Origin of the sequence: Streptomyces sp. NPDC052052 (assembly GCF_040680455.1) — a bacterium.
GTDB lineage: Bacteria > Actinomycetota > Actinomycetes > Streptomycetales > Streptomycetaceae > Streptomyces.
In genome coordinates, this window is the sequence record NZ_JBFAWU010000012.1 from 110909 (window position 1) to 137163 (window position 26255).

Annotated in this window: 19 protein-coding genes; 9 read left to right on the forward strand and 10 right to left on the reverse strand. The window is 70.5% G+C overall.

What is annotated here, in order from left to right; all coding sequences use genetic code 11:
• The first annotated feature begins 167 nt into the window (after window positions 1-167).
• The gene (locus tag AB0L71_RS16690; protein ID WP_365243133.1) at window positions 168-2276 is read left to right on the forward strand and encodes a SpoIIE family protein phosphatase; all 2109 of its coding nucleotides are present in this window, start codon (window positions 168-170) and stop codon (window positions 2274-2276) included.
• A gap of 77 nt (window positions 2277-2353) precedes the next feature.
• Here AB0L71_RS16690 and AB0L71_RS16695 read toward each other — a convergent pair whose 3' ends face one another.
• The 3 genes from AB0L71_RS16695 to AB0L71_RS16705 form a co-directional block, all read right to left on the reverse strand.
• Window positions 2354-3409 carry an AI-2E family transporter gene (locus AB0L71_RS16695; protein ID WP_365243135.1) on the reverse strand — a complete coding sequence of 352 codons (1056 nt, stop codon included), beginning with the start codon at window positions 3407-3409 and terminating at the stop codon, window positions 2354-2356.
• A gap of 84 nt (window positions 3410-3493) precedes the next feature.
• Window positions 3494-4450 carry a pirin family protein gene (locus AB0L71_RS16700; protein ID WP_365243137.1) on the reverse strand — a complete coding sequence of 319 codons (957 nt, stop codon included), beginning with the start codon at window positions 4448-4450 and terminating at the stop codon, window positions 3494-3496.
• Between the two features lie 183 nt (window positions 4451-4633).
• The gene (locus tag AB0L71_RS16705) at window positions 4634-5074 is read right to left on the reverse strand and encodes an SseB family protein (protein ID WP_365243139.1); all 441 of its coding nucleotides are present in this window, start codon (window positions 5072-5074) and stop codon (window positions 4634-4636) included.
• A gap of 172 nt (window positions 5075-5246) precedes the next feature.
• Between AB0L71_RS16705 and AB0L71_RS16710 the strand changes: the two genes are divergently transcribed.
• The 5 genes from AB0L71_RS16710 (at window position 5247) to AB0L71_RS16730 (ending at window position 13163) form a co-directional block, all read left to right on the forward strand.
• The gene (locus tag AB0L71_RS16710; RefSeq protein ID WP_365243141.1) at window positions 5247-7073 is read left to right on the forward strand and encodes an acyl-CoA dehydrogenase; all 1827 of its coding nucleotides are present in this window, start codon (window positions 5247-5249) and stop codon (window positions 7071-7073) included.
• Window positions 7074-7185: 112 nt separating this feature from the next.
• Window positions 7186-7812, forward strand: a complete 627-nt coding sequence (locus AB0L71_RS16715) for a Uma2 family endonuclease (RefSeq protein WP_365243143.1) — start codon at window positions 7186-7188, stop codon at window positions 7810-7812.
• Window positions 7813-7900: 88 nt separating this feature from the next.
• Window positions 7901-9199: a M18 family aminopeptidase gene (locus AB0L71_RS16720; RefSeq protein WP_365243145.1), complete on the forward strand. Its 1299-nt coding sequence runs from the start codon at window positions 7901-7903 to the stop codon at window positions 9197-9199.
• A 155-nt stretch (window positions 9200-9354) separates the two neighbouring features.
• The gene (locus AB0L71_RS16725) at window positions 9355-12144 is read left to right on the forward strand and encodes a BTAD domain-containing putative transcriptional regulator (RefSeq protein ID WP_365243146.1); all 2790 of its coding nucleotides are present in this window, start codon (window positions 9355-9357) and stop codon (window positions 12142-12144) included.
• 281 nt (window positions 12145-12425) lie between these two features.
• Window positions 12426-13163: a DUF4232 domain-containing protein gene (locus AB0L71_RS16730; RefSeq protein ID WP_365243148.1), complete on the forward strand. Its 738-nt coding sequence runs from the start codon at window positions 12426-12428 to the stop codon at window positions 13161-13163.
• Window positions 13164-13258: 95 nt separating this feature from the next.
• On the opposite strand, the gene AB0L71_RS16735 is transcribed toward AB0L71_RS16730, so the two are convergent.
• Window positions 13259-15121: an NHL domain-containing thioredoxin family protein gene (locus AB0L71_RS16735; protein ID WP_365243150.1), complete on the reverse strand. Its 1863-nt coding sequence runs from the start codon at window positions 15119-15121 to the stop codon at window positions 13259-13261.
• A gap of 72 nt (window positions 15122-15193) precedes the next feature.
• On the reverse strand, window positions 15194-15985 hold the full coding sequence (locus AB0L71_RS16740; protein ID WP_365243152.1) for a carbon-nitrogen family hydrolase: 792 nt from the start codon (window positions 15983-15985) through the stop codon (window positions 15194-15196).
• A 170-nt stretch (window positions 15986-16155) separates the two neighbouring features.
• Here AB0L71_RS16740 and AB0L71_RS16745 point away from each other — a divergent pair, with 170 nt between their 5' ends.
• The gene (locus tag AB0L71_RS16745; RefSeq protein ID WP_365243153.1) at window positions 16156-16980 is read left to right on the forward strand and encodes a maleylpyruvate isomerase family mycothiol-dependent enzyme; all 825 of its coding nucleotides are present in this window, start codon (window positions 16156-16158) and stop codon (window positions 16978-16980) included.
• Between the two features lie 127 nt (window positions 16981-17107).
• On the opposite strand, the gene AB0L71_RS16750 is transcribed toward AB0L71_RS16745, so the two are convergent.
• On the reverse strand, window positions 17108-18418 hold the full coding sequence (locus tag AB0L71_RS16750) for an MFS transporter (RefSeq protein WP_365243155.1): 1311 nt from the start codon (window positions 18416-18418) through the stop codon (window positions 17108-17110).
• Window positions 18415-19134 carry a GntR family transcriptional regulator gene (locus AB0L71_RS16755; protein ID WP_365243157.1) on the reverse strand — a complete coding sequence of 240 codons (720 nt, stop codon included), beginning with the start codon at window positions 19132-19134 and terminating at the stop codon, window positions 18415-18417. Before AB0L71_RS16755 ends, AB0L71_RS16750 begins: the two co-directional genes overlap by 4 nt.
• Before the next feature lie 263 nt (window positions 19135-19397).
• Between AB0L71_RS16755 and AB0L71_RS16760 the strand changes: the two genes are divergently transcribed.
• Together AB0L71_RS16760 and AB0L71_RS16765 are read left to right on the forward strand one after the other, a co-directional pair.
• Window positions 19398-20291, forward strand: coding sequence for a D-alanyl-D-alanine carboxypeptidase (locus AB0L71_RS16760; protein ID WP_365243159.1), 894 nt, complete (start codon window positions 19398-19400; stop codon window positions 20289-20291).
• Window positions 20292-20491: 200 nt separating this feature from the next.
• Window positions 20492-22429 carry a PA14 domain-containing protein gene (locus AB0L71_RS16765; RefSeq protein ID WP_365243161.1) on the forward strand — a complete coding sequence of 646 codons (1938 nt, stop codon included), beginning with the start codon at window positions 20492-20494 and terminating at the stop codon, window positions 22427-22429.
• A 75-nt stretch (window positions 22430-22504) separates the two neighbouring features.
• On the opposite strand, the gene AB0L71_RS16770 is transcribed toward AB0L71_RS16765, so the two are convergent.
• Genes AB0L71_RS16770 through pdhA form a run of 3 tightly spaced genes read right to left on the reverse strand, consistent with a single transcriptional unit; the run spans window position 22505 to window position 26074 of the window.
• On the reverse strand, window positions 22505-23908 hold the full coding sequence (locus tag AB0L71_RS16770) for a dihydrolipoamide acetyltransferase family protein (RefSeq protein ID WP_365243163.1): 1404 nt from the start codon (window positions 23906-23908) through the stop codon (window positions 22505-22507).
• A 10-nt stretch (window positions 23909-23918) separates the two neighbouring features.
• Window positions 23919-24899, reverse strand: coding sequence for an alpha-ketoacid dehydrogenase subunit beta (locus tag AB0L71_RS16775; RefSeq protein WP_365243165.1), 981 nt, complete (start codon window positions 24897-24899; stop codon window positions 23919-23921).
• A gap of 2 nt (window positions 24900-24901) precedes the next feature.
• Entirely contained in the window at window positions 24902-26074 is a 1173-nt protein-coding gene (pdhA, locus tag AB0L71_RS16780) for a pyruvate dehydrogenase (acetyl-transferring) E1 component subunit alpha (protein ID WP_365243167.1), read from the reverse strand.
• Window positions 26075-26255 lie beyond the last annotated feature (181 nt).

Below are 26255 nucleotides of genomic sequence, written 5' to 3' on the forward strand. Positions count from 1 at the left end.
CATTCATTGACATTGACATTTCAAGATCATTCACCGGGTGCCGGCCCGCCATCGGCCGCCCCTGACCGGGCCCGGGGATGGCGCCACACAGCGGCATCGGGCGACTCATGGTGACATCAAACGACTCACAGTGGCACCAAAAGAGCAGATCTTCATAAAGTGGGGCAATGCTCACCAAGGACATCCTGGCCGCGACCGCGACCGGCCTGTGGCGCTGGGACACCGGAGCCGGGACCGTCACGCTGGACGCGGAGACGGCCCGGCTGCTGGAGCTGCCCGCCACCGCGGGTGTCCTGCGCGAGTCCGTGGTGCGGTCCCGTTTCCATCCCGTCGACTGGAACGAGATCACCTGGGTGACCGATCTCGCCGTCGCCGAGGGCACCCTCGCCGAGGCCCGGCTGCGGGTCGTGGACGAGAGCGGCCGGGTGCTGCGTACCGTACGCAGCCGTTCCAAGCCGTTCCCGCCCGAGGAACCGGGCAGCACCGCCTACGTGGTGCTCGGCACCCTCCAGGAGGTCGCCGAACCGCAGCCCGGCATCACCGAGGCACACACCCCCCTCACCGGGGACTGGCGTCGCTCCCGGGAGGCCTTCCTGCTGGACGCGGGCCGGGCGCTGGCCGAGGCCCGGTCGACCGAGGAGGTGCTGCGGGTCGCCGCCTCGCTCTCCATGCCCGGGTTCTCGCCGGACGGCCTGGCGGTCTTCGGCGTCGCGGGCGACCGGCTGACCATCGTCGGCCACCACGGGCACAGCCCGAGCGACGACGGCCCGTTCGCCGGAATGCCGCTGGAGACCGACTACCCGGCCGCCGAGGTCATACGGACCGGACGGGCGATCTACCTGCCCTCGCCCGAGGACTACCGGAACCGCTTCCCGGGCACCTGGTCGCTCGCCCGCCCCTTCGGACGCCGCTCCTGGGCCTTCCTCCCCCTGATCGCGGCCGGGCGGACGATGGGCGCCTGGATGGCGGGGTTCCGGCACCCGGTGGCGTTCTCGCCGGACGAGCGTTCCGTGCTGACGACGGTGGCCCGGATGCTCGCCCAGGCGCTGACCCGGGCCGGGGCCGCGGAGACCGAGCGGGAGCTCTCGCTGGGGCTGCAGCGCTCGATGATGCCGTCCCTCGGCCCCGGCATCCCGGGGATGACCCTCGCCGCCCGTTACATCCCGACCGGCGGCGGGCTGGAGATCGGCGGCGACTGGTACGACACGATCCCGCTCCCCAACGGCCGCGTGGCCCTCGTCATCGGCGACGTCCAGGGCCACGACGTGCGGGCCGCCGGGCTGATGGGGCAGTTGCGGATCGCCCTGCGCGCGTACGCCTCCGAGGGGCACCGCCCCGATGCGGTGCTCTCCCGCGCCTCCCGGTTCCTCTACGGGCTGACCGACGCGAACCAGGACGGGGAGGGGGTGAAGAACGGGCCGCGCTTCGCGACCTGCCTCTACGCGGAGGTCGACCCGGAGACCGGCGTCCTCGACATCGCACGGGCCGGACACCCCGATCCGGCGATGATGACCGCCGACGGGACCGCGGTGATCCACCGGACCGAGGGCGGGCTGCCGCTGGGCATCGAGGCGGATGCCGACTACCCGACGACCCGGCTCACCCTGGAGGCCGGAGAGACGATGATGCTCTGCACGGACGGGCTGATCGAGACCGGCGGCCACGACCTGTCCACCGGCTGGACCCGGCTGCGGCCGGTCCTGGAGGGCGACTCCCGCGATCTGGAGCAGCTCGCCGACGCCCTCGTCCAGGCCGTGCACGGACCACCGTCGCACCACACGACCGGACCGCTGTCGGACCGCCGGGAGGACGACATCGCGGTCCTGCTGCTGCGGCGCGACGGCGGGGCCTCGCGGAACAGGGCGCCGCGGCGCACCGCGCTGACCATCGCGCAGGCCGAGCCGGAACGGATCGCGACGGCCCGGCAGCAGCTGCGGGACCTGCTGCACGACTGGGCGGATCCGGAACAGGTCGACGCCGCGGTGCTGATGACCTCCGAGATGGCGGCCAACGTTCTCCTCCACACGGACGGGGACGCGCTGATGGTCGCCCTGGCGACGGGGCATCACGGTGCCCGGCGGCTGCGGGTGGAGGTGGCCGACGGCAGCGACGAACTGCCGCACCGGCGGCGGCCCGGGGAGATGGCCTCCAGCGGACGGGGGCTGGTGCTGATGGAGATGCTCGCCGATGCCTGGGGCGTGGAACCACAGGGTCCGGGCAAGGCGATCTGGTTCGAGCTGAACGAGTCGGAGCCGGGGCCGGACGACGGGCGGTGAGCCGAGGACGGGCGACGCGCGGTGAGCCGGGCCGCGCCCGTCCGGGGCCGCGGACCGGTCCGCCCCGGGACGTCGCCTCAGGGGCCGGCGCGCCTGTCCCGCTCCGCGCGCAGTTCGCCGATGATGCCGAACGCCGCCGCGCACACCGGTACCGCGAGCAGCATGCCCAGCAGACCCGCCACACCGGCACCCGCGGTGAGCGCGATCATGATCGTCGCGGGGTGCATCTGGACCGTACGGCTCTGGATCACCGGCTGGAGGACATGACCCTCCAGCACCTGTACGGCGAGGACGACCCCCAGCGCCCACAGCGCGATCACGAATCCCCGGTCGGCGAGCGCGACCAGGACCGCGACCGTGCCGGAGACGAACGCCCCCAGGTAGGGAATGTAGGCGCCGACGAAGACCAGCGCGCCGAGCCCCACCGCGCCGGGCACGCGCAGGATCAGCAGTCCGACGGTGATGCAGACGGCATCGATCAGCGCGATGAACGTGGTGCCGCGCATGAAGCCCTCGACGGCTTCGAAGGCCCGCCGCCCCATGGCCTCGACCAGGTCCCCGGTGCCGCGCGGGGCGATCGCGTGGGCGAGACCGGCGGCCTTGTCCGAGTCGCGCAGGAAGAAGAAGGTCAGCAGGAACGCGAGAACGGCGGTCGCGATCAGCGAGCCGATCAGGCTGATCCCCGAGAGCAGCCCGCCCGCGGCGCTCGCGCCGAACTTCCCCAGGAGTTGCTGGGCGTTGGCGGCCAGGCTGTTCACATCGGTGTTCCGGCGGATCCCGAAGTGGTCGACGACCCACTGCGCGGTGTCCTTCAGCGACCTGAGGATCTGGTCGCCGGAGTCGGCGAGCGCAGTGACGACGATGTATCCGGCGCCGCCCGCCACCGCGAAGAGCAGGGCGCAGGTGAGCCCCGCGGCCAGCGAGCGGTTCATCCCGCGGCCGGTCATCCGACGGTGCACCGGACCGAGCAGCGCGGTACCGAGCAGCGCCAGCAGAACCGGGGTGACCGCGGTCTTGAAGACGATGCACAGCCAGACGACGATCGCGCCGACACCGGCGACGAGGAGCACGACACCGCACCAGGCGGCGGTGCGCCGCGCGCCGTCGGGCAGGAGGGGCTCGGGGGTCTGCACCCTCCCACCCGACCACGCCGCGGTGGTGATGTCCCGCTTGCGCCGCCGGACGAGTGACGGGGTGTCACCGCCCGGCGGCGGGTCTCACATTCCGTGGACGGCGGGCACCGTGCCGAGGCGGCCGGCCTGGAAGTCCTCGAAGGCCTGCTTCAGTTCGGCCTGGCTGTTCATCACGAACGGCCCGTAGTGCGCCATCGGCTCACGGATCGGACGGCCGCCGAGCAGCACCACCTCCAGGTCCGGGGTGTGGCCGTCCTGCTTCTCGTCCGCGCGCACGGTCAGCGAGGAACCGGCACCGAACACCGCGGTCTGCCCCATGTGGACGGGACGGCGCTCGACGCCCGCGGTACCGCGACCGGCGAGCACGTACGCGAGTCCGTTGAAGTCCTCGCGCCACGGCAGGGTCACCTCGGCACCGGGCCGGACGGTGGCGTGGATCATCGTGATCGGGGTGTGGGTGATGCCGGGCCCCTCGTGCCCGTCGAGCTCACCGGCGATGACCCGGAGCAGCGCGCCGCCGTCCGGGGAGGCGAGGAGCTGGACCTGGCCGCCGCGGATGTCCTGGTACTTGGGGGCCATCATCTTGTCCTTGGCCGGCAGGTTCACCCACAGCTGGAGGCCGTGGAAGACACCACCGGAGACGACCAGCGCCTCCGGCGGCGCCTCGATGTGCAGCAGGCCGGAGCCGGCGGTCATCCACTGGGTGTCGCCGTTGGTGATGGTGCCGCCACCGCCGTGCGAGTCCTGGTGGTCGAAGGTCCCGTCGATGATGTAGGTGACGGTCTCGAAGCCGCGGTGCGGATGCCAGGGCGTCCCTTTTGCCTCACCAGGCTGATACTCCACCTCACCCATCTGGTCCATCATGATGAACGGGTCGAGGTGCCGGTAGTTGATCCCGGCGAACGCACGGCGCACCGGGAAGCCCTCGCCCTCGAATCCGCTCGGGGCCGTGGTGACGGTGAGCACGGGACGGGCCGTGGCGTCGCCCGGGGCGGCGACCTTGGGCAGGGTCAGCGGGTTTTCGACGGTCACTGCAGGCATGGGAGCCACCTCCGGGGTTGTCCTGAGCTCAATTTAGTTGAACGGTGAACATCTTGCAAGGCGTGCCGTATTCCCGCGCCGGCCGGACCGCAGGACCCCCGCACCGCCCGGCGCATACAGAAGGGGTCCGCACCGAGCGGTACGGACCCCTTCCGGAAACCTGCGACGTCAGCCGTAGACGCGTCAGCCGTACATACGGCGCATCGCGAAGTCGACCATCTGCTCCACGGCCTTGGCGTCGAAGACCATGCGGTGCTCGCCCTCCATGTCGAGGACGAAGCCGTAGCCGGTCGGCAGGAGATCGATCACCTCGGCCCCGGTGATCACGAAGTACTTGGACTCCTTGCCCGCGTACAGCCGCAGCTCCTTGAGCGTGGTGAACATCGGGATCACCGGCTGCTGGGTGTTGTGCAGCGCGAGGAATCCGGGATTGTCGCCGCGCGGGCAGTAGACCTTCGACGTCGCGAAGATCTGCTGGAAGTCCTCGGCGGAGAGCGAGCCGGTGGTGAAGGCCCGTACCGCGTCCCCGAGAGACGGCGGCGAGGGCTCGGGATACAGCGGCTGCTCGCCGTAGCCGCCACCCATCTGCTGATGTGCGCCCGGGTTCTGGTCGTAGCCGTACATGCCGCAAAGAGTAATCGGACACATCAGGCCGTTGAGGGGTTGCGTCTTATTACTGACGGGTAGCATCATCGGAGAGGTCAGCTGATATGCGCACCGCCAGCTCGTCGCCCGCCCGGCGCTCGCTCCCCACCGGGGCGCTGCATGCCACTGCTATGGATTACGGAGCCTTCCCATGGGGCACTACAAGTCGAATCTCCGCGACATCGAGTTCAACCTCTTCGAGGTCCTCGGGCGCGACAAGACGTACGGCACCGGCCCGTTCGCCGAGATGGACGTCGAGACGGCGAAGAGCATCCTCGACGAGGTCGCCCGCCTCGCGGAGAACGAGCTGGCCGATTCCTACTCCGACGCCGACCGCAACCCGCCGGTCTTCGACCCGGAGACCAACACCGCGCCGGTCCCGGAGTCCTTCAAGAAGTCGTACCGGGCCTTCATGGAGTCCGAGTACTGGCGTCTGGGCCTGCCCGAGGAGATCGGCGGCACCACCTCCCCGCGCTCCCTGATCTGGTCCTACGCGGAGCTGCTGCTCGGCTCGAACCCGGCCATCTGGATGTACTCCTCCGGCCCGGCGTTCGCCGGCATCCTCTTCGAAGAGGGCAACGAGGCGCAGAAGAAGATCGCCGAGATCGCCGTCGAGAAGCAGTGGGGCTCGACGATGGTGCTGACCGAGCCGGACGCGGGCTCGGACGTCGGCGCCGGCCGCACGAAGGCCGTCGAGCAGGAGGACGGCTCCTGGCACATCGAGGGTGTGAAGCGCTTCATCACCTCGGGCGAGCACGACATGTCCGAGAACATCATCCACTACGTGCTGGCCCGCCCCGAGGGCGCAGGACCCGGCACCAAGGGCCTCTCGCTCTTCATGGTCCCGAAGTTCCACTTCGACTGGACCACCGGCGAGCTGGGCGAGCGCAACGGCGTCTACGCGACGAACGTCGAGCACAAGATGGGCCTCAAGGCCTCCAACACCTGCGAGATGACGTTCGGCGACCAGCACCCCGCCAAGGGCTGGCTGATCGGCGACAAGCACGACGGCATCCGCCAGATGTTCCGCATCATCGAGTTCGCCCGCATGATGGTCGGCACGAAGGCCATCGCGACCCTGTCGACCGGCTACCTGAACGCGCTGGAGTACGCCAAGGAGCGCGTCCAGGGCACCGACCTGTCGCAGTTCATGGACAAGACCGCCCCCAAGGTCACCATCACGCACCACCCCGACGTGCGCCGCTCGCTCATGACGCAGAAGGCGTACGCCGAGGGCATGCGCTCCCTCGTGCTGTACACCGCCTCCGTCCAGGACGCGATCCAGGAGAAGGAGGCCGCGGGCGAGGACGCCAAGGCGCTGCACGGCCTCAACGACCTGCTGCTCCCGATCGTGAAGGGCTACGGCTCCGAGAAGTCCTACGAGCAGCTGGCGCAGTCGCTCCAGACGTTCGGCGGCTCCGGGTACCTCCAGGAGTACCCGATCGAGCAGTACATCCGTGACGCCAAGATCGACACCCTGTACGAGGGCACGACGGCGATCCAGGGCCAGGACTTCTTCTTCCGGAAGATCGTCCGCGACCAGGGCGCCTCGCTGAACGCCCTCTCCGAGGAGATCAAGAAGTTCCTCGCGGGCGCCCAGGGCAACGAGGAGCTGTCCGGTGCGCTGGACTCGCTCGCCAAGGCGGCCGTGGACCTGGAGGCGATCGTCGGCACGATGATCAACGACCTCACCGCGACCGGCGAGGACATCAAGAACATGTACAAGGTCGGCCTCAACACCACTCGCCTGCTGCTGGCCTCCGGCGATGTCGTCGTCGGTTACCTGCTGCTCAAGGGCGCGCTGGTGGCGGCCGAGAAGCTGCCGACCGCCGCCGCGAAGGACGTCGCCTTCTACCAGGGCAAGATCGCCGCCGCGAAGTTCTTCGCCGCGAACGTCCTGCCCGGCGTCTCCACCGAGCGCGCGCTCGCGGAGTCCGTCGACAACGCGCTGATGGAGCTGGACGAGGCCGCGTTCTAGCGTCGGGCCCCGCTCACGAGCGTCAACCAGCACCGCCACCCGGACACGCTTTCGGGTGGCGGTGCTGTCGTATCAGCCGGGTACGCCGGCTGCGGGGCCCAGGATCCCGGTCATGGGAGGAACCATGGACGCCGAGCCACTGCCCGGGGCGTCGCAGCCACGGCGCGAGACATCCACGTGGCCGGTCCCGCCGCCGGACGGCTACACCGTGGACGACTTCTTCACGCTTGACGACCTCCCGCCGCACACAGAGCTGATCGACGGGAGCCTGGTTTTCGCGAGTCCGCAGCGCAAGTTCCACACGCTGGCGATGTATCTGCTGGAGCAGGGGCTGCGCAGCCACGTTCCGGAAGATCTGCGCGTCCGCCGTGAAATGGCCGTGGTGCTCGGCAAGCGGAACGCCCCGGAGCCCGACCTGGTTGTGGTGCGGGAAGAAGGCGCGGTGAACCAGCGGCAGACGCGCTACGACGCCGCCGACGTCCTGCTCGCCGTCGAAGTGGTGTCCCCCGACTCCGAGGCTCGGGACCGCGACACCAAGCCGCACAAGTACGCGGGCGCAGGCATCGAGCACTTCTGGCTCGTGGAAATGGCCGGCGAGAACGACCGGCCCGTGGTCTGGACATACACACTCGACCCGATCAACAGGACCTACGTCTCCACCGGCGTCCACCACGACCGGCTGAAGCTCTCCGCCCCGTACGACATCGACATCGACCTGACCGCGATCGACCACCTGTAGGCCGGCCCCGTTCGTCCCCGGCCTCCGGCCCCACCAGGCACGGGCCGTCGGTGAAGGTGCCCGGCCCGGTCTCGTTACAGTGAAGAACATGAGTTCCTCCCCCCGCTTCGACCGCGGTCACACCGACGACCTGATGACCTTCCTGATGGCCTCCCCCTCCCCGTACCACGCCGTGGCCACCGCCGCCGAACGACTGGAGAAGGCGGGGTTCCGGCAGGTCGAGGAGACCGCGGCCTGGGATGGCAGCAGCGGTGGGAAGTACGTCCTGCGCGGCGGTGCGATCGTGGCCTGGTACGTCCCCCAGGGCGCTGCGGCACACACTCCGTTCCGGATCGTCGGGGCGCACACCGACTCGCCGAACCTCCGGGTCAAGCCGCTGCCCGACACCGGGGCGTACGGCTGGCGCCAGGTCGCCGTGGAGATCTACGGCGGGACGCTCCTCAACACCTGGCTCGACCGGGACCTCGGTCTCGCCGGCCGGATCTCACTGCGTGACGGCACGCACCGGCTGGTCAACATCGACCGGCCGCTGCTGCGCGTCCCGCAACTGGCGGTGCACCTCGACCGGTCGGCCAACCCCGACGGCCTGAAGCTGGACCGGCAGAAGCACATGCAGCCGATCTGGGGGCTCGGGGACGTCGAGGAGGGCGACCTGATCCGCTTCGTCGCCGAGGAGGCGGGCGTCGACGCCGAGGACGTGACCGGCTGGGACCTGATGCCGCACCCCGTCGAGCCGCCCGCCTACCTGGGCCGCGACCGCGAGCTGCTGGCCGGGCCCCGGATGGACAACCTGCTCTCCGTGCACGCGGCGGCCGCCGCGCTCGCCGCCGTCGCCGGGCAGCCGGACGACGAGCTGCCGTACATCCCGGTGATGGCCGCCTTCGACCACGAGGAGAACGGCTCGCAGTCCGACACCGGAGCCGACGGCCCGCTGCTCGGCACGGTCCTGGAACGCTCGGTGTTCTCCCGCGGCGGTACGTACGAGGACCGCGCCCGCGCCCTCGCCGGGTCCGTCTGCCTCTCCTCCGACACCGGTCACGCGGTCCACCCCAACTACGCCGAGCGCCACGACCCGACCCATCACCCCGTGGTCAACGGCGGCCCGATCCTCAAGGTCAACGTCAATATGCGGTACGCGACCGACGGCAGCGGCCGGGCCGTGTTCGCCGAGGCGTGCCGGAAGGCGGACGTGCCGTGGCAGACGTTCGTCTCCAACAACTCGATGCCCTGCGGCACCACGATCGGCCCGATCACCGCCGCCCGGCACGGCATCCGGACCGTGGACATCGGCGCCGCGATCCTCTCCATGCACAGCGCCCGTGAACTGTGCGGCGCCGACGACCCGTACCTGCTGGCCAACGCGATGACGGCGTTCCTGATGGGCTGAGCCCGCGCGTCCCGGCCCCGGCCGGCGCAGGCCCGTTTCTGGGCCCGCCCCGGCCGGCCCGGGACCCTTCGCCTCCACCCCAACACCCCCGATATCCTGGGACTTTGCCGGTGCCCCGGACCTCCGGTGCACCCCGCCCGGAAGGGGAGCCGTACGTGGAGTTCCGGCTGCTCGGCACCGTCTCCGTCGATACCCGCACCGGTCCGCTGCCACTCGGTCCCGCCAAACGCCGCAGCCTGCTCGCCGCGCTGCTGCTGGCCGCCAACACCCCTGTCTCCATCGCTCGGTTGACCCATTGCCTGTGGGACGACACGCCACCGCTGCACGCCCGCAGCGTCATCCAGGGGCATGTGTCCCGGCTGCGTGCCCTCCTGGTGGGTGCGGACGCGGAGACGTACGGGGTGGAGCTGGTCACGCTCGGCAACGCCTACGTGCTGCGGGCACCGGAAACCCTGCTGGACTCACAACGGTTCGAAGAACTGCTGGTACTCGCGCGGGAGCAACGCAGCCACGCCGACACCGCATTGATGCTCGAGGAGGCGCTGTCCCTGTGGCAGGGACCGGCGCTCAACGGCGCGTTCACCGGCCGGCCCCTCCAGGACGCCGCGCACTCGCTGGAGGAGTCGCGGCTGGCGGCGGTCGAACAACTGGCCCTCGCCTATGGGGCCTTGGGGGAGCACAGCCGGTCAGCGGCGGCACTCCGGGCGGAAGCGGTCGCGCATCCGATGCGGGAGTCACTGGTGGCGGCCCTGATGACGGCGCTGTACCGGGCAGGCCGTCAGTCGGAGGCGCTGAACTGGTTCCACCGTACGAGACAGCTTCTCGCCGACGAGCTGGGAATCGACCCGGGACACGAACTCGCCGATGCGTACGCGCTGATCCTGCGCGGCGGCCCCGGGCCGGAGGTCCGGACCGAACCGGCCGACCAAGCGGACGGCGTGGCCGAAGGTGGAGACCGTACGGAAACCGCCCCCGGCCCGGCACCCTCCCGCCGCGTCGCCCCGCCGCTCGCCGTCGGTGATCCGCACCCCGCCGATCTGCTGCCCCGCGCGCCCCGCGGCTTCCACGGACGGGTCGCCGAACTGGCCGCGCTCAGCCGGGCCGCGGCCGGTGAGGCGCCCATCTGCCTGGTCACCGGACCTGCCGGGGTCGGAAAGACCGCATTGGCCCTCCGGTGGGCACACCGCAATTCCGCCGCTTTTCCGGACGGTCGGCTCTTCGCCGATCTGCGCGGATTCAGCGACACGGGTGAGCCCACACCCATCGAGGTGCTGCGTGAGTTCCTGCTGGCACTCGGCGTCGCACCGCGCCGCGTCCCGGAGTCCGTCGCCGGCGCAGCGGCGCTCTTCCGGTCCCTCACCGACCGGCGCCGGCTGCTCGTCGTCCTCGACAACGCACGCGACTCCTCCGCGGTCAGGCCGCTGCTGCCCGGGGGCACCGACTGCGTCACGCTGGTCACCAGCCGACACCGGCTGGAAGGCCTCATCGCCTCGGACGCGGCCCGTCCCGTCCCGCTCGACGTACTCGACCCCCAGGACGGCACGGCCCTGCTGGCCGGTGTCCTCGGTGAGGAGCGGCTCCTCGCCGAACCCGTGGCGGCCCGGCGGCTGGCCACGCTCTGCGGCGGCCTGCCGCTCGCGCTGCGCGTCACGGCGGCCCGGCTGGCGGGACGTCCGCAGCGGACATTGGCCGGGCTGGCCGACGAACTGGCCGACGAACGCAGTCGGCTGACGTATCTCGACGTGGACGACACCGGAGTCTCGGCCGCACTGCGGCTGACCGTGCAGCAGCTGCCGCCGGACGCCGTGCACCAGCTCGCCCGGCTCGGACACCACCCCGGCAGCCGCTTCGACCCGTACACGGCCGCCGCACTGGCCGGCACGGACCCGGTCGTCGCCTCGGCCGCCCTGGAGCGACTCGCCACCGCCCACCTCGTCACCCAGACGGCGCCCGGATGCTGGGGGCTGCACGATCTCGTGCGCCTCTATGCCCGGGGGCTGGACCCCGCGTCCGGGACCGAGGCACTCGTCGGCGTTCTCGACCACTACATCGCCACCGCGCTCGCCGCCGCCGACACGGCCGAGCCCGGCGGTGAGCCCTGCTTCGTGCTGCCCGACGGCTTCCGCCGTCCCGCCGCCACGCGGGACTTCACCGACCGGACGGCGGCGATGGGCTGGCTCGCCGCCGAGCGCGACGACTTGGCCCTGGCCGCCGCCGCGGCCCGGGCCGCCGGGCTCGACGACCGGGCCTGGCGGATCATCCTGCTCCAGTGGCCGCAGGTGGTGTGGCGGGTCCGGGACGGCTGGGCCCCGCTGCTGGAACTGGCACTGGACTCCGCCCGCGCCGAGAACGATCCGTACGCCGAGTCCCGGGTGATCAATCTGCTGGGACGGGTGCTGGCCGAGGAGGGCAGGGCCGCCGAGGCCGTCCCCCTGCTGGAGCGCTCGCCCGGCCTGGCCCGGCAGGCCGGTGACCGGCTCGGTGAGGCGACCGCACTGATCAGCCTGGCCGTCGTCCAGGCCCAGGAGGGCGGGCTCGACACCGCGCAGGAAGGCTGCGAACGCGCCGTCGTCCTGGCGCGCGAGGAAGGCGACGCACACACGGAGGTGCTGGCCCTCCAGCACCTCGCCCGGGTGCAGCTCACCGCCGGCCGCCCGCGGGAGGCCCTCCGCTCCGCCCGGACCGCGCTCGACCTCGGGCCCGAGCACGAGGCGGCCGCACGCCGGGTGCTGCTGCTGACTGTCAGCGGCGAGGCCCGTCTGGCGCTCGGCGAGGAGGACGAGGGCATCCGGCTGCTGGACCTGGCGGCCGAGGAGGCGGAGGCGGCCGGGTACGACGAGGGCGCGGTCCGGGCCTTCGAAGCACTGTTGCGGGTCACCGTACGGACGGAGTACCGCACACGGCACGAAGAGGCGGTCCGGCGACTCACCGACGGCAACAGCTGAGCCCGCGTCCCCGCGCGCGTTCCCACTGGTCGGGTGGACGGGCGTGGCGGCGAAAGGACCCACAAGGACCCACACAGACACCTGTGGAGACGCCCGTGCGAGCCCTGTGGAGAGCCGGGCCCGCGAAGCACGGCCGGGAACGTCAGCAGGACATCAGCGGGACGTCATCGGGACATGAGCGGCGGACCCCAGACTCATGGATGTCAGCACGTCAGAGGCGCTCGCCACCTGACCGGGGCGTCCGCTCCCACATCTCACTCGCCACACTCGGGGGAAAATCCATGAGCACCTTCCGCAACCGCTCCGTCGTCCTCGCCGCCGCGACCACCGCCGTGCTCGCCCTGGCCCTCACCGCCTGCGACGGCGACAGCACCGGCACGAAGTCCGCCGGCCCGGCGAGCGACGCCGCAACGGCTGCCGCCTCGGCGGAAGCCTCCCAGCCCGCCACCGACGCGAAGGCCGACGGCTCCGCGCAGAACACCGGAGCCACGAAGACGGGCACCTCGAAGACCGGCACGTCCGACGGCAGCACCAGGACGGGCGGGGACACCAGTGACAGCTACGCCTACAAGCACCCGTGCAAGAGCGGGGACCTGTCGGTGCGCGTGTACCCCCGCGAGGGTTCGGCCACCCAGCACGTGATCGAGGTCAACAACGTCGGCGCGAACTCCTGCGGCCTGAGCTACTTCCCGCAGGTCAGCCTGGGCGCCGCGAAGGCCTCGGACCACAGCGGGGACGTCCGGCCTGCGGTTCCCGGCGGCCTGGGCGGCGCACCGGCCTACCCGGTCAAGCCGAAGACGGCAGCCATCGCGGTGATCGACCTCAACCCGAAGGGCGGCGAGGGCGTGACCTGGATCAACGAGATGAACGTTCTCGCCGACGGCGACCACATGGCCAACGCGGACACGCAGAACTTCGAACTCGGCCCCGCGGTGAAGGTGCTCGACCCGAAGCTGGGCCTGTACGAGAGCACGGTTGCCGCCGCGGTGGACTCCATGAAGCAGGCGGCCACCTCCTGACCTGCTGAGCCAGGCGGTACGCCGTGCCCCGCGGGGCACGGCCCCTCCCCGCACCCGGTACAGAAGCCTTTCCGTGTCCGGGGCTCCGCGCGCCGTCAGGCCTGCTCGTCCATCCCCGCCAGCACCAGCGGCAACCGGGGCGTTCCCCCCGCGGTCACGCGGACGGGGACGCCCCAGTCCTGCTGGTGGACATGGCAGGCCGGGTACTCGTTCGCCGGGTCGTCGTCGCAGGACGCCGCCATCGCGGAGACGTGCAGGACGCCCTCGGTGACGCCGTCGGCCAGAACCAGGTCGCGAAACAGGTCGGTGCCCGGACCGGATCCCTCCGCCAGCAGCTCGGGCGGGGTCGCCGAGACCAGCAGCCGGGTCGAGGGACCGTACCGGGTGTCCAGCTTCTGCCCGGCGGGGGCCTGGAAGACCACATCGAGCCGGAGCGTTCCCGGGGCGATCTCGGTGGCCGCGCGCTGGGTGTGATGCGCCTGGCCGGCGACGCGTACCGCCTCCTCCGGGAGGTGCAGCCGGGTCAGCCGGTGCCGGGCGGACTCGACGACGACCAGATCGCCGTCGACCAGCACGGCGTCGCTGGGCTCGCGCAGATCCGTGGCCAGGGTGGTGACCTCACCGCTCGCCGGGTCGTAGCGCCGCAGTGCGTGGTTGTACGTGTCGCAGACCGCGACGGACCCGTCGGGCAGCGCCGTCACACCCAGCGGGTGCTGGAACAGCGCCTGGTCCGCTCCGCCGTCGCGATGCCCGAAGTCGAAGAGGCCGGATCCGACAGCCGTGCGGACGACGAAACCGGTGCCGTCGCGCTCGACGTACCGCAGCGCGGACGTCTCAGAATCGGCGACCCACAGCCGCTCCCCGTCGGCCGATACGGCGAGCCCCGACGGCTGGGCGAACCAGGCCTCGTCGGCCGGCCCGTCGACCAGGCCCTCGTTGGTCGTGCCCGCCGCGACCTGCACGGTCTGCGTCGCGGGGTCATACGTCCACAGCTGGTGCACGCCCGCCATCGCGATCCACAGCCGGTCCGCGAACCAGGCGACGTCCCAGGGCGAGGAGAGGTCGACCTCGCGGGCGGGGCCGCTCGTCGGCGAGCCCTGCCACCACTGCCGGCCGGTACCGGCGAGGGTCGTCGTCGCACCGGTGGCGGGGTCGAGGGCACGAATGGCGTGGTTGACCGTGTCGGCGACGGCGATCCGGCCGTCGGGCAGCACGGCGAATCCCTGCGGCTCGGAGAACCGGGCTTCGTCGGGGCCGCCATCGGTGAACCCTCGCTCGCCGGTACCGATGTGCCGGCGAACGGTCTCTCCGTCGGCCTCGGTCTCGACCAGGCGGTGGCGGGTGGTGTCCGAGACGAGGAAGCCGCCGTCGGGCAGGAGCAGGATCTTCCCGGGGAAGCGCAGATGCGTGGCGACCGGCTCCGGCGCGACGTACGGGCCGTCGCCGCGGCGCAGCGTGCCCTTCGCGCCGTGCTCGGCCTCCAGCTCCTCGACCAGCTTCTCGATGGCGTGCGCATGGCCCTCACCCGCGTGCTGGGCGACGACATAGCCCTCGGGGTCGATCACGACGAGCGTGGGCCAGGCCCGTACGGCGTACTGCTTCCAGGTCGCCAGTTCCGGGTCGTCCAGGACCGGGTGGTGGACCTCGTACCGCTCGACGGCGTCGACGACGGCCTGGTGGTCGGCCTCATGGACGAACTTCGGCGAGTGCACACCGACGATCACGACGGTGTCGCGGTGCTTCTCCTCCAGCTCCCGCAGCTCGTCGAGGACATGCAGGCAGTTCACACAGCAGAAGGTCCAGAAATCGAGGATCAATACGCGTCCTCGGAAGTCGGCAAGCTTCAGGTCCTTGCCGCCGGTGTTGAGCCAGCCACCCTTCCCGATCAGCTCAGGAGCACGGACACGGGTACGTCGGGGCGCGGGCGCAGCACTGGGCGCCGGGGCGGCATCGGTCATGGTTCAAGCTTGCCATCCGCCCTGTTTCACGTGAAACGCGAGGGCTGCCCCACCCGGGCCGCGACCTGCGGGTCAGCGGGGCGGGGCCAGCCCCAGCCGCCGGTCCTTGAGTGCCGGGAACTGCTCGCGCGTGGTGGCGACCCTCGTCGGGTCGAACTCCACGGTGAGCACCTCCTCGTCCCCGCCCGCCTGTGCGAGCACCTCGCCCCATGGGTCGACGACGATGCTGTGCCCGGCCTGCTGGGTTCCGGCGTGGGTGCCGGCGGTGCCGACGGCCAGGACGTACGACTGGTTCTCGACCGCGCGGGCCTGGGCCAGCAGCGTCCAGTGGGCGCGGCGGCGTTCGGGCCAGCCGGCCGCGACGACCAGGGTCTCGGCGCCCGCGTCGACCAGGCCGCGGAACATCTCCGGGAAGCGCAGGTCGTAACAGGTGGCGAGCCCGAGGGTGGTCTGCGGCAGGGCGACCGTCACCAGGTCCTCACCGGCGCCCATCATGACCGCTTCGCCCTGGTCGAAGCCGAAGCGGTGGATCTTGCGGTAGGCGGCGGCCCGCTCACCCTCGGGCGTGAAGACCAGCGTGGTGTTGTAGAGGGTGCCGTCGTCCGCACGTTCGATGAAGGAGCCGGCATGCAGCCAGACCCCGGCGTCGGCGGCGGCCTTCGCCATGATGGCGTGGGTGGGCCCTTCGAGCGGTTCGGCCTCGCTCTCGAAGGCGGTGTAGGCGAACGCGCCCACCGGCCAGAGCTCGGGAAGAACCACCAGATCCGCACCGCGCTGGGCGGCGACGAGCGAAGCCGCACGCTCCCTGCGGGAATTGACGGATTCATGCGGGTCTACTGCGATCTGGATGAGGGAGGCGTGCACGGTACCACCGTCCTTGCATTCGAGCCGCCACCACGGGCCTACGATCGTCACACGAAAGCACTGCCGGGGTGCCTGATCGCAGCGTAACTTAGCGACCGGCACCTCCCGCCCAGTCCGCCGCCCGCGCCCAGCACTCCGCCCATGCACCGCAGAACCGCACGAGGGGTCCCGTGACCGTCCATCCCAGCCTCCAGACCTACGCCGATGCCTGGACCCACTCCATCGAGTCGATTTCCGAGCTGGTGACACCGCTCGCCGAGGGGGAGTGGAACCGCCGTACGCCGTGTCCCGCCTGGTCCGTGCGTGACGTCGTCTCGCACATCATCGGCATGGAGTGCGAGCAGCTCGGCGATCCGCGTCCGATCCACACACTGCCACGCGATCTCTACCATGTGCGGAACGACTTCGACCGGTACATGGAGATGCAGGTCGATGTGCGGCGTCATCACACCGCTCCGGAGATGACCGCCGAGCTGGAGTACACGATCATTCGCCGCTCGCGTCAGCTGCGCAACGAGACGCGTGACCCGGAGACCATGGTCCGTGCGCCGCTCGGTGCCGAGCAGACCCTCGAACTGGCCTTGCGGATGCGGGCCTTCGACGTCTGGGTGCACGAGCAGGATCTGCGGACCACGCTGGGCAAGCCCGGGAACCTGGACTCCCCCGGCGCCACCGTGACCCGGGACATCCTGCTCGCCGGGCTGCCGAAGGTGGTCGCCAAGGACGCGGGGGCGCCGGCCAATTCGGCGGTCGTGCTCGATGTGCACGGGCCGTTGGAGTTCCTGCGCACGGTCAGGGTCGACGCGGACGGCCGCGGTTCGGTGGACGGTTCGCCGTCGCTCGGGCCCTTGGTGACGCTGGCGATGGACTGGGAGACGTACTTCCGTCTCGCCTGCGGGCGGGTCCGGCCGGGTGCGGTCGCGGACCTGATCAAGACCGAGGGCGACGAGGACCTGGCGGAGGCGATCCTGCAGAACTTCGCCGTGACGCCCTGACGCCACTTCGCCCTGATGCCACTTCGTCCCTGATGCCGTGACACCCTGACGCCCCGGCACGCCGGTGACCGGGCCCGTTCCTGGATGACGGGCCCGGCCTCACCACCGGTCGGGTGCGACGGGTGCGCTACGCGGGCACGTGCGCGGCTTCCACGCGGCTGATCACATGGTGGTCCCGTTCGCGGCGTGCGGCCCGGTTGCGCAGCCGCAGGATCTGCACGACGCCGAGCGCCTGCAGTACGAAGACCGAGGCGAACGCGATCCGGTAGTCGTCCCCGGACGCGTCCAGCAGCACACCGATGGCGAACAGCGTGGTCATCGAGGCGATGAATCCGCCCATGTTGACGATGCCCGAGGCGGTGCCCTGGCGCTCCGGCGGATTGGCGGGCCGTGCGAAGTCGAAGCCGATCATCGAGGCCGGACCGCATGAGCCGAGCACCACGCACAGGACGATCAGCAGCCACATCGGGGCGTGGTCGTCCGGGTAGCAGAGGACCGAGGCCCAGAGCAGGGCCGTCATGACGACGGTGCCGAGGGCGAGCGGGGCGCGGGCCGCGTGGTGGCGGGCGATGATCTGCCCGTAGACCAGCCCGAACACCATGTTGGAGAGGACCACCAGGGTGAGCAGCTCACCGGCGGTGGACCGGCTCAGCCCCTCTGCCTCCACCAGGAACGGCAGTCCCCACAGCAGGAGGAACACCATGGCGGGGAACTGCGTGGTGAAGTGCACCCACATCCCGAGCCGGGTGCCGGGCTCCCGCCAGGAGGCGGCGATCTGCCGGCGCACGTAGGCGGCACCCGCGTGCTCGGCGGGGGGCGGTTCGTAGCCCTCGGGGTGGTCCTTCAGGAACAGCAGCATGAGCACGAGGACGATCACCCCGGCGAAGGAGCTGCCGACAAAGGTGGTGGTCCAGCCCAGTCCGTGCAGGGCCCGCGCGATGAGAAGCGTCGAGACGAGGTTGCCCGCCATCCCGAAGAGCGCGGCGACCTGCCCGACCAGCGGACCGCGCCGGGCCGGGAACCAGCGGGTGCCGAGCCTCAGCACGCTGATGAACGTCATCGCGTCGCCGGAGCCGAGCAGCGCCCTGGAGCCCAGTGCCATGCCGTACGAGGGGGAGAGCGCGAATCCCAGCTGTCCCAGGGTGAACAGGATGGCCCCGAGGGTGAGGACCTTCTTGGTGCCGAGCCTGTCGACCATCAGGCCGACCGGTATCTGCATGCCCGCGTAGACGAGCAGCTGAAGGATGGAGAAGGTGGAGAGCGCCGAGGCGTTGACGTGGAACCGGTCGGCGGCGTCGAGTCCGGCCACACCCAGGCTGGTGCGGAAGATGATGGCGACGAAGTAGACGGCGACGCCGATGCCCCAGACCCGGACGGCACGTCGGCCGCCGGGCGGGTCCCCGGGCAGGGGCAGGGTGGGAGCGGCGGCAGAACTCACCGGTCCTCACCCCTGACGAGCACCTTGACCCGGCTGACATGGCGCCGCACGACCTGGGCGGCACGGTCCGCGTCGCCGGTCCTGATCGCCTCCAGCAGTTCGCCGTGCTCGCCGATGTTGTCGGCGATCCTCTCCGGGTTCGCCTCCATCACGGCGACGCCCATCCGCAACTGCCGGTCGCGCATCTGGTCGTAGAGGCGCGAGAGGATGTCGTTGCCCGCGTTGCGCACGATCTCGGCGTGGAAGCAGCGGTCCTTCGCGGACACCGCGGCCAGGTCCCCGGCCGCGGCCAACCGCCTCTGTTCGTCGAGAAGTTCTTCGAGCCGGTCGATCAGCCCGGCCGGGGCGGGCACCGCCTTGCGGGCCGCGAACTCCTCGACGAGCAGCCGGGTCTCGATCACGTCGGCGATCTCCTGTGCGGAGACGGCCAGGACGAGGGCGCCCTTCTTCGGGTACAGCTTGATCAGCCCCTCGACCTCCAGCCGCAGCAGCGCTTCGCGCACCGGCGTACGGGAGACGCCCACGGCCTGGGCGAGATCACCTTCGGTGAGGAGCGTGCCGCCCTCGTACCGGCGCTCCAGGACCGCGTCCTTGATGTGCGTGTAGACCCGCTCGGCGGCCGGGGGCTGCTTGGCGGAGGGTTTCGCAGCCGACTTCGCGGCGGACGTGACGGCGGACTTCGCAGGGGGCTCGGCAACGGGGGGCGCGGCAGACATGCATACAGCATAGATACAAGATGCGTGCATCATGAAACCTGTCCGCGATCCGGACGGATCCCTCGCCCACCCCGGGCCCGCCGCAGCCTCCGCGACGCGACGCGCGGCAGTCGACGCCACCCACCGCCGGGGCACGCCCGACCGGGAACCGCCGGACCAGAATTCCCCCGGGACGCAGTACATCCATCCCGCACTCCCATGAGTCTGACCCTCCAGCGGCACCCTCATGTGACCGCATTCCAGGGGCATTTGGAGCATTTAAGTTGAAAATCGGCATTAAGGTCATAAACCGCGCCTCCGCCACTGCCACTGTGGCTCTCACCGCGGGTGCCCTCATCGCGGGCACCGTGTTCGCCTCCACGGCACAGGCCGCGACGGCCCCCACGATCACCGCCAAGGGCGGTTACGTGATGAACAACGGCACCGCGAAGACCCTGTACAGCAAGGCCGCGGACACCCGTCGCTCCACCGGCTCCACCACCAAGATCATGACCGCCAAGGTCGTCCTGTCGCAGAAGAACCTCAACCTGGACTCCAAGGTCACGATCCAGAAGGCGTACAGCGACTACATCGTCTCCAAGGGCGCCTCCTCGGCCCATCTGATCGTGGGCGACAAGGTGACGGTCCGCCAGCTGCTGTACGGTCTGATGCTGCCGTCCGGCTGCGACGCCGCGTACGCGCTGGCCGACAAGTTCGGCTCCGGCACCACCCGCGCCGCCCGCGTGAAGTCCTTCATCGGCAAGATGAACAGCCAGGCCAAGACCCTCGGGCTGACGAACACCCACTTCGACTCGTTCGACGGCATAGGCGGCGGGTCGAACTACTCGACGCCGCGCGACCTGACGAAGCTCGCCAGCAGCGCGATGAAGAACTCCACGTTCCGCACGGTCGTGAAGACCAAGTCGACCAAGCAGAAGGTCACCACGAAGTCCGGTGGCTACCGCTACATGTCGTGGTCCAACACCAACACGATGCTCAGCAGCTACAGCGGTGCGATCGGCGTGAAGACCGGTTCCGGCGCGGTGGCCAAGTACTGCCTGGTCTTCGCCGCAACCCGCAACGGCAAGACGGTCATCGGCACCGTGCTCGCCTCCTCGAGCGCGGCCAACCGCTCCGCGGACATGAAGAAGATCATGGACTACTCCTTCAAGAAGTAGTCCCCTCCCTCGCTCCCGGGGTCGCCAGGAGGGGCCCGCCGTACGGTACGGCGGGCCCCTTCCCCGCACCCGGCCGGGGTCACTCCCCCGCCATTCGGCCTGAAAGGGCAACGCACACATTGACCACCATTCCTCGTGGGAGGCTCCGCAGCATCGCCGCGTTGTCGGTCGCCGCTACCTCCTGCAGTCTGCTCACCGCCGTGAGTGCCACGCCCGCTGCTGCGGCGACCAGTTGCACCTCTCCGGTGTTCAAGCGGCAGTTCTTCGCGAACACGTCGTTCTCCGGTACGCCGAAGAAGACCGACTGCGACTCGGTCATCGACGAGAACTGGGGCACCGGCGCCCCCGCCTCCGGCCTGCCGAAGGACAACTTCGGCGTTCGCTGGTCCCTGACCCGGGACTTCGGCTCCGGCGGACCCTTCGCCCTCACCGTGGCGACCCGTGACGGCATCCGCGTGTACGTCGACGGGGTGCGTAAGGTCAACATCTGGAAGAACGTCTCCACCACCCAGAAGAAGACGGTCAACGTCACCATCCCTGCCGGGAAGCACTCCCTGCGCGTCGACTTCGTCAACTGGACCGGCTCGGCGAACGTCAAGTTCGTTTACGCACCGAGGACTTCGGCCTCCGTCGACAAGGTGAAACCGCTCGCCCCGGTCGGCGTGAAGGCGGTCCTCGACAACGCCACCGCAAAAGCCAAGGTGACCTGGTCCGCGAACAAGGAGATGGACCTCGCCGGCTATCGCGTCTACCGCCGTCTCAAGGGCAGCAGCACCTTCACCCACGTCAAGACGACCACCGCGACGTCCTACGCGGATCTCCCGCCCGTGGCCGGCGCCACGTACTACTACGAGGTCCGCGCCTACGACAAGGCCGGGAACACCTCGAAGGGCAGCGCCGACCAGCCGGTGACGACCATCGCCGTCACCACGCCGGCCGACCTCGCCGCCAAGGGCACCGACACCGGGATCACGCTGACCTGGAAGCCGGTTCCAGGCGCGGTCCGCTACCGCGTGCTGCGCGAGAACCCGAACGGCGACGACCTGGTCCGCACCACCACCGCCACGACCTTCACCGACACCACGGTGAAGCGCTCCGAGAAGTGGACGTACCGGGTGGCCGCCGTGGACGGCGCCGGACGTACCTCCGCATACACGGCCAACCCCGCGGCTGCGGCCTCCCGTCCGGTCGCGGCACCGCAGGACATCGCCGCGACGCCGGGAATCAACCGCGCGACCGTCACCTGGACGACCGATCCCGACACCGACGGCGCCATCGACGGCTTCCACGTCTACCGTTCCGAGACGCTCCCCGTGGACACCTCCACCGAGCCGGTCCGGTGCGCCACCAGCTACACGAGGCTCGACAACGGGCGGCTCCAGTACACCTGCACCGACACCTCACCGGCCGGCAGCACCACCTACCACTACGTGATCAAGGCGTACGACAAGACCGGGAGGGAGTCACTGCCTTCCGCCCCCTCCACCGTCACCACCCTCGCCCGGGACCTGACACCGCCCGCGGCGGTCACCGGGCTCACCGCCGAGCCGACCGAGTACGGCATCGCGCTGCGCTGGAACGCCAACACCGAGACCGACCTCGCGCGGTACGTGGTGTACCGAGGAGAGTTGGTCGGCGACGAGGAGCAGCAGGTCTGCTACGCCTACGCGATCGCCTACCTCGGCCCGGACACCACCTCCTACACCGAGGAGCGGCTGCCCGACGGCGAGGAGCGGTGCTATTTCATCGACCCCCAGGACACCTCCGACAACTCCAGCTTCCAGTACACGCGGGACGCCCAGATCGTCATCGTCAACGAGCTGGACCTGACCCCGTCCGTCGAGACCCCGGCGGACCCCCTGCTCACGCTCACCGCTACCCGGAGCAGCACCGCCGGCGCGGTTGACCTGTCCTGGAACACGGTCGCCGATGCGACGGGTTACCTGGTCGAGCGGTGGAACCGGGCCACGGACGCGTACGAGAAGCTGACCGCCTCCCCCGTCACGGACCTGACGTACACGGACACCACCGCCCCGACCGGCACCACCCACTTCTACCGGGTGACCGCCGTGTACGCCGACGACACCCGGTCGGCACCGGCCGCGGCGGCCTGGGTGATCCTGGCCCCCACCGGCTGACCCGACCCGACACGGAAGCGGGCCTGCGCGGAAGAAATCTCCGCGCAGGCCCGCTTCGTGCGTTCCGGACGGCCATCAGGCCCAGGTGATCAGCCTCTTCGGCTGCTCCAGGATCGCGGCGACATCCGCCAGGACCTTGGAGCCGAGCTCGCCGTCGACCAGGCGGTGGTCGAACGACAGGGCCAGTGTGGTGACCTGACGGGGCTTCACCTTGCCCTTGTGGACCCACGGCTGGAGCTTGATCGCACCGACCGCGAGGATCGCGGACTCGCCAGGGTTCAGGATCGGCGTACCCGTGTCGACGCCGAAAACGCCGACGTTGGTGATCGTCACCGTGCCGCCCGCCATGGCCGCGGGGGACGTCCGGCCCTCCCGTGCCGTGGAGACCAGCTCGCCCAGTGCCTCGGCGAGCTCCGGCAGGGTCTTGTCGTGCGCGTCCTTGATGTTCGGCACGATCAGACCGCGCGGGGTGGCGGCGGCGATGCCCAGGTTGACGTAGTGCTTGCGCACGATCTCCTGGTTCGCCTCGTCCCAGGCGGAGTTGATGTCCGGGTTGCGCCGGATCGCGACGAGGAGCGCCTTGGCGATGATCAGGAGCGGGTTGACCCGGACTCCCGCCATGTCCTTGTCTTCCTTGAGCTCCGCCACCAGCTTCATCGTGCGCGTCACGTCGACGGTCACGAACTCCGTGACATGCGGCGCCGTGAAGGCGCTGCCGACCATCGCCTGGGCGATGGCCTTCCGTACGCCCTTGACCGGGACCCGGGTCTCCCGCTCACCGGCGACGACGGCCGGTGCCTCGGGGGCCGGGGCGGCCGGCACCGGCGCGGGGACGACGGAGGGCTCCGCCGGGGCGGGCACGGGCACGGCGGCCGCGTGCACGTCCTCGCGGGTGATGATCCCGCCCTCGCCGGTCGGCACGACCGTCGTCAGGTCGATGCCCAGGTCCTTGGCCAGCTTGCGCACCGGCGGCTTGGCGAGCGGCCGGCTCTCCCGGACGGCGGCGGGGCCGTGGCCGTTCATCCCGGCGCGGACCGTGTCCTCGGCGGCGGGCGCCGGTGTCCCGGCGCCCTTGCGGGCGCGTCGCTTGGTGGAGGTCTCGGCGACGCCGTACCCCACCAGGACGGGCTGACGGCCCTTGGGGGCCTCCGGCTCCGCGGCCGGCTCGGGAGCCGCGGCCGGGGCCGGGGCGGCGTCACCGCTGCCCGGCGCCACGTCCACCGAGATGATCACCTGGCCGACGTCGACGGTCGTGCCCTCGGGGAAGCGCAGCTCGTGCACCACTCCGTCGAACGGGATCGGCAGCTCCACGGCCGCCTTCGCCGTCTCGACCTCGCACACGACCTGGCCGTCGGTGACGGTCTCGCCCGGCTGTACGTACCACTTGAGGATCTCGGCCTCGGTCAGTCCCTCGCCCACGTCGGGCAGCTTGAACTCACGGAAGCGGGTGGCGTCCACAGTGTCGGTCATCGTTGTCACGTCCCAGTCCTCAGTACGCCAGCGAACGGTCGACGGCGTCGAGCACTCGGTCGAGATCGGGCAGGTAGTGCTCCTCCACCCGCGCCGGCGGGTACGGGGCGTGATAGCCGCCGACCCTCAGCACCGGTGCCTCCAGGTGGTAGAAGCAGCGCTCGGTGATCCGGGCCGCGATCTCGGCCCCGGAACCGTAGAAGACCGGTGCCTCGTGGACGACGACCAGGCGGCGGGTCTTCTCGACCGAGTTCTGGATGGTGTCGAAGTCGATCGGGGACATCGAGCGCAGGTCCAGGACCTCGATCGACCTGCCCTCCTCCTGGGCGGCCGCGGCGGCCTCCAGGCAGACCTTCACCATCGGGCCGTACGCGGCGAGCGTGAGGTCCGAGCCGGTGCGTGCCACCACGGCCCGGTGCAGCGGGCCGGGGATGGAGTCGGTCTCGACCTCGCCCTTGTCCCAGTAGCGGCGCTTCGGCTCGAAGAAGATGACCGGGTCGTCGCTCTGGACGGCCTGCTGCATCATCCAGTAGGCATCGTTCGCGTTCGAGGGCGACACCACCTTCAGACCCGCGACATGCGCGAACAGGGCCTCGGGGGACTCGCTGTGGTGCTCGACGGCGCCGATGCCACCGCCGTACGGAATCCGCACGACGACGGGCATCTTGATCTTGCCGAGCGCCCGGGCGTGCATCTTCGCGAGCTGGGTGACGATCTGGTCGTACGCCGGGAAGACGAAGCCGTCGAACTGGATCTCCACGATCGGCCGGTAACCGCGCAGGGCCAGACCGATCGCCGTGCCGACGATGCCGGACTCGGCGAGCGGGGTGTCGATCACCCGGTCCTCGCCGAAGTCCTTCTGGAGTCCGTCGGTGATCCGGAAGACTCCGCCCAGCTTGCCGACGTCCTCACCCATGATGAGGACCTTGGGGTCGGTTTCGAGGGCCTTGCGCAGCGACTCGTTGAGCGCCTTCGCGAGGGTCATCTTTTCCATGGCCATGGTCAGTTGCCCTCCTCGGCGAACGATGCCTGGTACGCCGCGAAGCGGGCGCGCTCCTCGTCGACGAGCGGGTTCCCGTCGGCATAGACGTGGTCGAAGATCGACATCGGGTCCGGGTCGGGCATCGCCCGCACCGCCTCGCGCACCCGCTTGCCGAGGGCTTCACTCTCCTCGTCCAGCGCGGTGAAGAACGCCTCGTCGGCGGCCTGCTGCTTCTCCAGGTAGGTGCGCAGCCGCAGGATCGGGTCCTTGGCCTCCCACGCGACCCGCTCCTCGTCCGCCCGGTACTTCGTCGGGTCGTCGGAGGTGGTGTGGGCGCCCATGCGGTAGGTGAACGCCTCGACGAGCGTGGGTCCCTCGCCCCGGCGGGCCCGCTCCAGTGCCGACTTGGTGACGGCCAGGCAGGCGAGTACGTCGTTGCCGTCGACCCGGATGCCCGGGAAGCCGAAGCCCTGCGCACGCTGGTACAGCGGGACGCGGGTCTGCTTCTCGGTCGGCTCGGAGATCGCCCACTGGTTGTTCTGGCAGAAGAAGACGACCGGGGCGTTGTAGACCGCGGCGAAGGTGAAGGACTCGGCGACGTCTCCCTGGCTGGAGGCGCCGTCGCCGAAGTACGCGATCACGGCCGAGTCCGCGCCGTCCTTGGCGACGCCCATGGCGTAGCCGGTGGCGTGCAGGGTCTGCGCACCAATGACGATCGTGTACAGGTGGAAGTTGTTGCTGTTCGGGTCCCAGCCGCCGTGGTTCACACCCCGGAACATCCCGAGCAGGTTCGTCGGGTCGACACCGCGGCACCAGGCGACGCCGTGCTCGCGGTAGGTCGGGAAGACGTAGTCGTCGTCGTCGAGGGCCCGGCCGGAGCCGATCTGGGCGGCCTCCTGGCCGAGCAGCGAGGCCCACAGGCCCAGCTCGCCCTGGCGCTGCAGAGCGGTGGCCTCGGCGTCGAAGCGGCGGGTCAGGACCATGTCCCGGTACAGACCGCGCAGCTCTTCGGGGGTCAGGTCGATCCGGTAGTCCGGATGCTCCACGCGCTCGCCCTCGGGCGTCAGCAGCTGCACGAGCTCCGGCTCGGAACTCTGTGGCGTACTGACGGGTGTCTTAGCGGGCGTTTTCACGGCGCTGGTCCGCTTGCTGCTGCGTCGCGGTGTGCGCGCGGCAGTGCTCTCCACGGTCACGTGTGTGCTCCTCCGTCGGTCCGGCCCCCGGGGTCTGCCGGGAATCCAGTGCGGCTCGCCTGTTTCCGGACCCGTGCACGGGGTGGGTGCCGCTCGATCCGGGAACAGGCGTGACAGGTGCCCCGGCGAGCGCCCTGCCGAAAGCACGTTACCCAGTAGGTCGCATAACTGCGAAACCCTT

Bases quoted from the DNA above. Each gene is read 5' to 3' on its own strand.
- AB0L71_RS16690 (WP_365243133.1), top strand. From the start codon at position 168: ATGCTCACCAAGGACATCCTGGCCGCGACCGCGACCGGCCTGTGGCGC.
- AB0L71_RS16700 (WP_365243137.1), bottom strand. From the start codon at position 4,450: ATGCCTGCAGTGACCGTCGAAAACCCGCTGACCCTGCCCAAGGTCGCC.
- AB0L71_RS16705 (WP_365243139.1), bottom strand. From the start codon at position 5,074: ATGTACGGCTACGACCAGAACCCGGGCGCACATCAGCAGATGGGTGGC.
- AB0L71_RS16710 (WP_365243141.1), top strand. From the start codon at position 5,247: ATGGGGCACTACAAGTCGAATCTCCGCGACATCGAGTTCAACCTCTTC.
- AB0L71_RS16715 (WP_365243143.1), top strand. From the start codon at position 7,186: ATGGGAGGAACCATGGACGCCGAGCCACTGCCCGGGGCGTCGCAGCCA.
- AB0L71_RS16720 (WP_365243145.1), top strand. From the start codon at position 7,901: ATGAGTTCCTCCCCCCGCTTCGACCGCGGTCACACCGACGACCTGATG.
- AB0L71_RS16730 (WP_365243148.1), top strand. From the start codon at position 12,426: ATGAGCACCTTCCGCAACCGCTCCGTCGTCCTCGCCGCCGCGACCACC.
- AB0L71_RS16735 (WP_365243150.1), bottom strand. From the start codon at position 15,121: ATGACCGATGCCGCCCCGGCGCCCAGTGCTGCGCCCGCGCCCCGACGT.
- AB0L71_RS16755 (WP_365243157.1), bottom strand. From the start codon at position 19,134: ATGTCTGCCGCGCCCCCCGTTGCCGAGCCCCCTGCGAAGTCCGCCGTC.
- AB0L71_RS16775 (WP_365243165.1), bottom strand. From the start codon at position 24,899: ATGGCCATGGAAAAGATGACCCTCGCGAAGGCGCTCAACGAGTCGCTG.